The sequence below is a fragment of the Actinospica sp. genome, assembly GCF_035552695.1.
In the GTDB taxonomy this organism is placed as follows: domain Bacteria; phylum Actinomycetota; class Actinomycetes; order Streptomycetales; family Catenulisporaceae; genus Actinospica.
The window spans coordinates 21,978-28,868 of the sequence record NZ_DASZKT010000204.1 but is presented as its reverse complement, the minus strand read 5'-3'; the positions used below and the strand labels follow the sequence as shown (position 1 = coordinate 28,868).

At 69.0% G+C, this 6,891-nt stretch carries 7 protein-coding genes; 2 read left to right on the top strand and 5 right to left on the bottom strand.

Features of this window, described 5'->3' with window-relative positions; all coding sequences use genetic code 11:
* Window positions 1-34: 34 nt before the first annotated feature.
* From VG296_RS23720 to VG296_RS23700, 5 genes are all read right to left on the bottom strand, one after another.
* Window positions 35-931: a carbohydrate ABC transporter permease gene (locus VG296_RS23720; RefSeq protein ID WP_325569243.1), complete on the bottom strand. Its 897-nt coding sequence runs from the start codon at window positions 929-931 to the stop codon at window positions 35-37.
* A complete protein-coding gene (locus tag VG296_RS23715; protein WP_325569241.1) occupies window positions 931-1,869 on the bottom strand; it encodes a sugar ABC transporter permease in 939 nt (312 codons plus the stop codon). The genes VG296_RS23720 and VG296_RS23715 overlap by 1 nt, the downstream gene beginning before the upstream one ends.
* A complete protein-coding gene (locus VG296_RS23710; RefSeq protein ID WP_414641129.1) occupies window positions 1,866-3,227 on the bottom strand; it encodes an ABC transporter substrate-binding protein in 1,362 nt (453 codons plus the stop codon). The genes VG296_RS23715 and VG296_RS23710 overlap by 4 nt, the downstream gene beginning before the upstream one ends.
* Window positions 3,228-3,270: 43 nt before the next feature.
* Entirely contained in the window at window positions 3,271-4,365 is a 1,095-nt protein-coding gene (locus VG296_RS23705; protein WP_325569237.1) for an enolase C-terminal domain-like protein, read from the bottom strand.
* 95 nt (window positions 4,366-4,460) lie between these two features.
* Entirely contained in the window at window positions 4,461-5,222 is a 762-nt protein-coding gene (locus tag VG296_RS23700; protein ID WP_325569234.1) for a FadR/GntR family transcriptional regulator, read from the bottom strand.
* A 214-nt stretch (window positions 5,223-5,436) separates the two neighbouring features.
* Here VG296_RS23700 and VG296_RS23695 point away from each other — a divergent pair, with 214 nt between their 5' ends.
* Window positions 5,437-5,871 (top strand): L-rhamnose mutarotase, encoded by a 435-nt coding sequence (locus VG296_RS23695; RefSeq protein WP_325569232.1) that lies wholly within the window; start codon window positions 5,437-5,439, stop codon window positions 5,869-5,871.
* A complete protein-coding gene (locus tag VG296_RS23690; protein ID WP_325569230.1) occupies window positions 5,856-6,821 on the top strand; it encodes an aldo/keto reductase in 966 nt (321 codons plus the stop codon). The genes VG296_RS23695 and VG296_RS23690 overlap by 16 nt, the downstream gene beginning before the upstream one ends.
* Window positions 6,822-6,891 lie beyond the last annotated feature (70 nt).

The window sequence follows — 6,891 nt, the reverse complement described above, 5'->3', positions numbered from 1 at the left end:
TGGTCGAGATGGTCGAGAAGGGGAAATCGCGGTCTTACTCTTTGGTCGAACCGGCCAGCATGCCCGAGACGAGGGCACGCTGGGAGAACAGGAAGAGCACCAGGACGGGCAGGATGGCGATGATGATCGCCAGCGCCAGCTCCGGGCTCGTGATGTCGAGGCCCTTGCCCGCGACCGGGTTGAAGGACGGGGTGGAGGTGAGCAGCTGGTTCAGGCCCACCTGGACCGGGAACTCCTGGCTGCTCGGCAGCACCAGGTAGGGCAGGAAGAAGTTGTTCCAGTTGCCGACGAAGCTGAAGAAGGCGACGAGGCCGATCACCGGCCGGGCCAGCGGCAGCGCCACCTGGCGGAAGACCTGCCATTCGTTCGCGCCGTCGATGCGCGCGGCGGCGAGCATGTCGCGCGGCAGGCTGGTGGCGAAGTAGATGTACACGAGGTACACCCCGAACGGGTAGAACGAGAACGGCAGGATGATCGACCAGGCGGTGCCGATCAGGTGGAACAGGTTGAGTTCCAGGAAGATCGGCAGCACGAGGGCGGAGCTCGGCATGATCATCACGATCAGCGTGGCGGTCAGCAGGGTCTTGCGGCCGCGGAACCTCGTGAGCGCGAGCGCGTACCCGGCCGGGACGCTCGTGGCCAGCGTGAGGATGAGCGCACCGCCGGAGTAGACCGCCGAGTTGCGCAGCCACAGCCAGATGGCGCCGCCCTGGAACGAGGTCAGGTGCCGCCAGGCCGCCGCGAGCTGGCTGAAGGAGCCGAACGAGAGCGGGAAGCCGCTGCTGAGCTGTGCGTCGGTCTTGGTCGGCGCCAGCAGCAGCCAGATCACCGGGAGCACGAAGAACACCAGCAGCGCGACGATGATCACGGTGACGACGAGTGTTGAGGTGAGACGCGAGCTGCGCCGCGCCACGTTCGAGAGGTAGGTCATCAGTCTTCGTCCAGTTTGAACAGGCGGGACCGGGTGACCAGCAGCCCGGCGCAGAGCAGGCCGATCGCCAGCAGCACGATCGAGATCGCCGCGGCGCCGTTGAAGTCCCCGTTCTGGAACGCGAACACGTAGGCGAGCTCGTTGGGCGACCACGTCGGGCTGACCCGGTTGAGGCTCGCGGTCTGCAGCAGCTGCGGCTCGACGAACAGCTGGGTGCCGGCGGCGAACGCGAGGATCGCCATGTAGACGATCCACTTGCTGATCATCGGGATCTGGATGCGCCAGGCGATCTGCCAGGGACCCGCTCCGTCGATGCGCGCGGCCTCGAGGATCTCGTCGGGGATATTGTTCAGCGCGCCGTACATCACCACGATCCAGCCGCCGGCCCCGGTCCAGAACGCGATCAGCACCAGGATGACCGGCAGGTTCCCGGGCGCGAGGACCTGGTCGAAGTTGTCCAGGCCCAGCGCGCGCAGCAGTCCGGCGGCGGGGCTGACGGCCGGGTCGAGCATGAACAGCCAGACCAGCACGCTCGCGACGCCCGCCAGTGCTCCCGGGATGTAGAACAGGAAGCGGAGCACCGCGGAGACGCCGCTGCCGACCCGGCCGCGCAGGATGACCGCGACCGTCACGGTGAGCACGACCACGAGCAGCAGCCACATCACCAGGTACACGCTGATGTCGGCGAACGCCGGGCCGAAGCGGAAGTCCTGGAACGCCTTGACGAACTGGCCGAGTCCGGTGAACTGCCCGCGCGGGTTGGTGAGGGCGAGGTAGACCGAGTAGCCGGTCGGGAACACCCCGAACGCGAGCAGCAGCACGACGTATCCGGCGACGAACAGGTACCCGGCCCGGCCGCCGCCGGCCCGCCGCCGCGCGGGGCGGCGGGCCTGACCGTTTCCGGACACCGCGAGCGGCCGTGCCTGGAGCGTGGTCATTGCGTGACGACCGTGTATCCGACCGACTTCGCCTCGTTGACGATCGCGGTCTGCCAGGCGGGCAGCGTCGAGGTGAGCGACTTGCCCGCGGTCAGCGCAGGCAGCACCGCGTTCGACCACGGCGTCGCGTCGCTGAACTTGGTGTTCGACCAGCCGGTCCACACGTCGTTCGCGGCGGACAGGAAGACGCTGGAGACGTCGTCGGCGAAGTAGCTCTTGTTCGCCGGGTTCGCCAGCCAGGCCTTGGCTCCGGCGACGTAGGCCGGGTAGGTCGGCGCGTTCTGCAGGTTCTCGGTGGACGTGGTGAGCCAGCTGGTGAGGGCGGTGGCGGCCTTGAGGTTGGTGCTGTGCGAGGAGATCATCCAGATGCCGCCGCCCACGTTGCCCGTGGCCACCGTGCTCTGGCCGTCCCACTTCAGCGGCGCCGCCGCGGCGATCTCGCCCGACGGGGTCTTGAACGCCGAGTTGAACAGGTACTGGCCGTACCAGGAGGGGCCGACCGCCATCAGTACCTTGCTGCCGTCGAAGCCCTGGGTGAAGAAGCCCTGCGTGCTCACGGACTTGTCGGCGATCAGCGGGTCGAGCAGGCTCGACATCCGCGTGCAGTCGGGCGAGGACAGGTCCACCTTCAGCGTGTTGTTGCCCACCAGCTGCTGCGCCGGGCACTGGCTCGACCAGAAGTAGGACTCCTGGGAGTTCGTGTCGCCGACCGCGCCGACCACGTAGCCGGGGTGCTGCGCGGCGACCTTCTCGCCGAGCGCCTGGTACTGCTCCCAGGTGGTCGGCACCTGATAGCCCCACTGGTCCATCAGCTTCTTGTTGTACCAGGTCACCACCTGGGCGATGTCGTTGCGCAGGCAGTAGGTGTGCCCGCTGACCTGGCACGGCGCGAGCGAGCCGGTGGCGAAGCCCTGCAGCGTCGAGGCGGGCACCAGCTGGTCGACCGGCGCGGCGAAGGCCTGCGCGCTCGGGCTCGTCGGCGCGCTGGCCCAGGTCACGTCGGTCGGCGAGGCGAAGACCACGTCGGGCCAGCCGCTGCCGGTCCGGTCGAACAGCTGGACCTTGGTCTGCAGGTAGGTCGAGCCGTCCGCGCTTCCGTCGTACGTGACGATGTTCATCTTCACGTTCGGGTGTTCCTGCTGGTACTTCTGCACATCCGGCAGACGCGTCGAGTCGGTCCAGACCGTGATCGACGCGGAGTCGTTCTGCGTGGCCTGCTTGAACACGGAGGCGGTAGTGCTGTCGGTCGTCCCGACGCTCGTGCTCGCACATCCCGACAGAGCGACCGCGGCGCCGACGACGAATGCGGCGGCGGCGGTTGTCCGTCCGCGTGTGCGACCGACAGTGCTTATAGACATTCGTGTAGACATCATTGTCTTGCCTTCCTGGGGAGGGGTTGGTTCAGCCTTCCTGGACGTACGGCCGGAGGGCGGCCGGGTAGTCGAGCCCCGCGGGCAGGGCGATTCCCGGGCCGGTCGGCGCGTGCACGAGGCCGCGTTCGTCGACGGCCCGCTCGCGCTTGACCGGGTTCGAGGTGACCAGCGACTCGTAGTAGGTGGTGTTCGAGATCGCCATGCAAAGGTGCTGATTCGGGATGTCCGAGCCGTGCACCTCGGCGCGTACCCGGTAGGCGTCGGCGAGGTGGGCGGTGCGCATCGCGCCGGTGATCCCGCCGCGCAGCGTGGTGCTCGCCCGCACGCCGAAGGTGGCGGCGCCGGAGGCGATGAAGTCGGCCGAGTTCATGTGGGCGCCGTCGGAGGTCTCGGCCACCAGCAGCGGCACGTCGACCACCTCGGCGAGACGCTTGTAGGCGCTGACACTGAACTCGCGCATCGGCTCCTCGTACCAGAGGTATTTGGCCTCGGACAGCGCCGCACCGACGTAGATGGCGTCCGGCAGGTCGAAGCCGGCCGAGCCGTCGTACATGAGCGGGACCTCGGGGCCGAGGTGCTCGCGCAGCGCGAGAATGAGCGCCGCATCCCGCCGGGCGTCGCCCCACGCGTGCAGTTTCACGCCGCGGTAGCCGAGGGCGAGGCACTGGTCGGCGACGTCGAAGAACTCTTCGATGCTGCCGAACGTCGAGGTGGAGGCGTAGGCGGGTATCTCGGTGCGGTAGCCGCCGAGCAGCTGCCAGGTCGGCAGGTCCAGGACGCGGCCCGCCAGGTCCCACAGCGCCACGTCGATCAGGCCGAGGGTCGGCAGCGGCAGCTCATGGATGCGGTCGAGTTCCCACACCCGGTGCCAGAGCCATTCGCGCTGCAGCGGGTCCTGCCCGAGCAGTTCCGGGCGGAAGACCCGCTCGACCAGGTCGTCGAGCAGCACGGCGGCGCCGGGCCGCGCGAAGAAGGCGACGCCTTCGACGCCCGCGTCGGTGCCGATGCGCAGGATGCCGCCGTCGCCCGCGGGCGCGCTGCCGGCCAGGCCCTCGCGCCATCGGAAGGGCGGATCGACGGCGGGCACGTGCACCCGGAAGGACTCGACGTGGGTGATCTTCATGACTGTGCTTCCTGATCGAGGCATCGGGGTATCGCGGACCGTCCGGACGTGGTTCGCCGGCAGTCGGGGGTTCGGAAGGTCAGGGATTCAGAGGGTCAGGACCTGAACAGCCGGTCGCGGATCCGGCTCTCGAACTGGTGTCGGGTGGTGTCCACGTGATGGGCCATCAGTTCCATCGCGTGGTCGGCGGCTCCGGCGGCGATCGCCTCGGCGATCTCGACGTGCTGCCGGCCGGCGGCCTCGAGCGAACCCGGGGCCGAGCCGTGGAACAGCAGCACGTCGCTCTGCGCGGCGAACTTGCGGACCGTGGCGACCGAGGACTGCAGGAAGATGTTGTGCGCGGCCGCGGCCACCGCGTTGTGGAACAGCTCGTCGGCATGGGCGAAGGCTTCTGCGTCGCCGCGGGCGCCGACCTCGGCGGACTCCTGCGCCGCCGCGCGGATGGACTTGACCTCGAGCGGCGTGGCGATGGACGCCGCGCGGCGCGCGGTCTCCGTCTCGATCACCTGGCGGTAGTCCAGCAACATGAGCACGTGCTCCATGTCGGTGGGCTGATAGTGCGCCAGCTGGTCGGCGTCGGAGACGGCCGGGGCAGCCGCGACGAAGATGCCCGCGCCGCGGCGCACCGTCAGCCGCCCGATCGCGGCCAGCACCTTGACGGCCTCACGCGTGACGTTCCGCGTCGCGCCGAGGATCTCGGCCAGCCCCTGCTCGGTCGGCAGCCGGTCGCCGGGGCGCAGGTTCTCCTCGGCGATGTAGTGCAGCAACCGCTCCGCGACGAGCTCGTAGCCGGGCCGGTACCGGTCATCGTCCGGTTCGGCACCGCCCGGACCCGGCAGGGCAACGTTCGTCGTCACGGTCGAGTTCCTCCATTGGCTCCGACGGTGTCGGGTTGAGTATTGCAGACCTTCCGATTAATGCAACTCATTTGGCCCAACGACTTTCAAGAGGCACGATAAACCAGATCAATACCGGGCATCTCTGGGCAAATCTGCCAACCAACCCCTTGGATTAATCTGACTCTTTGCTAGAGTCGGCGCCACCAGAGCCTGACTCAAGGACGACACGGCCATGACTTCCGCACCGCCGGAGACATTCGAGTTCCGCACTTACCTGGCGACCGGCCGGGAACGCGACTACGAACACTTCCATCGCGCCATCCCGGCCGACCTGGACCGCGTGATGCGGGACGCCGGGGTGCTCGGCTGGCGCATCTACCGCAGCGGCACGACGCTGACTCATGTCGTCGAAGCCTGCGACCGTGCGCGGATGGAGGCGCGGCTGAGCGCCGATCCGACGAACCGCGCCTGGCAGCGGGAGGTCGCGCCGTTCCTCGCGCCGACGGCCGGGGATGACGCGGCCGGAGACGACACAGCGGACGGAGACACAGCGGACGGAGACGCGGCGGCCGGGGACGCGGCGGCCGGGGACGACGTGCCCGCCGCTTCGCGCCCGTCCGCCACGCGCGGCGAGCTCATCTGGGACCTGTCATGGCCGACGCGGTGACGGTCCGGCTCGCCCTCGGCTGCGCCCAACTCGGCAATCTCTACGAACCGCGCACCGACAGACAGGCGCGGGCGATCCTCGAGGCCGCGTGGGACGTCGGGATCAGGCACTTCGACACCGCGCCGCACTACGGGCTCGGCCTGTCGGAGCGGCGACTCGGCGATTTCCTGCGCGAGAAACCCCGCGACGAGTTCACCGTCAGCACGAAGGTCGGGCGCCTGCTCGTACCCGACTTCAGCGGGACGGGCCGCCTCGACACGGAGGGCTTCGCGGTGCCCGCGGCGTTCCGCCGAGTCTGGGACTTCTCCGATGCGGGCGTCCGCGCGTCCCTCGCTGACAGCCTGACGCGCCTCGGACTGGACCGCGTCGACACGGTCCTGATTCACGATCCAGAGGGCGAACACGTGCAGCCGGCGCTCACCGCCGCCGCACCGACGCTCGCGGGCCTGCGGGACGACGGCGTCATCCGCTCCTTCGGTGTCGGCGCCGGCGACGTCGCGTTGCTCACCCGCTTCGTCAGAGACACGGACATCGACACGGTCATGCTCGCCGGCCGGTACACGCTGCTCGATCAGACGTCGCTCGACGAACTTCTGCCCGCATGCCTCGAACGCGGAGTCGGGGTCCTCAACGCCGCGATCTTCAACAGCGGCATCCTCGCCCGGCCCGAGCCGGACGCGGCGGCGCACTTCGAATACGGCGCTCCGCCGCGCTCGATCCTCGACACGGCCGCGTCGATCGCCGCTGTCTGCGCCGATCACCAGACCTCGCTCCCCGCCGCCGCCATGGCTTTCGCGGCGTCCCATCCCGCCGTGCGCATGCTCGTCGTCGGCGCCGACGACGCGCAACAGGTCCGCTCCACCAGCGCGCTGTTCGCGGCCGCGCCGCCCGCGGCCCTGTGGGACGAGCTCATCACCAGAGGTCTGATTCGGGCCGTTGCCCAACCGTGATGATTGAGGACGCTGAGACGGCGTAAGAATGAGAGCAGTCGCGTAAGTGGTCTGAACCAGTCCGCGTGGC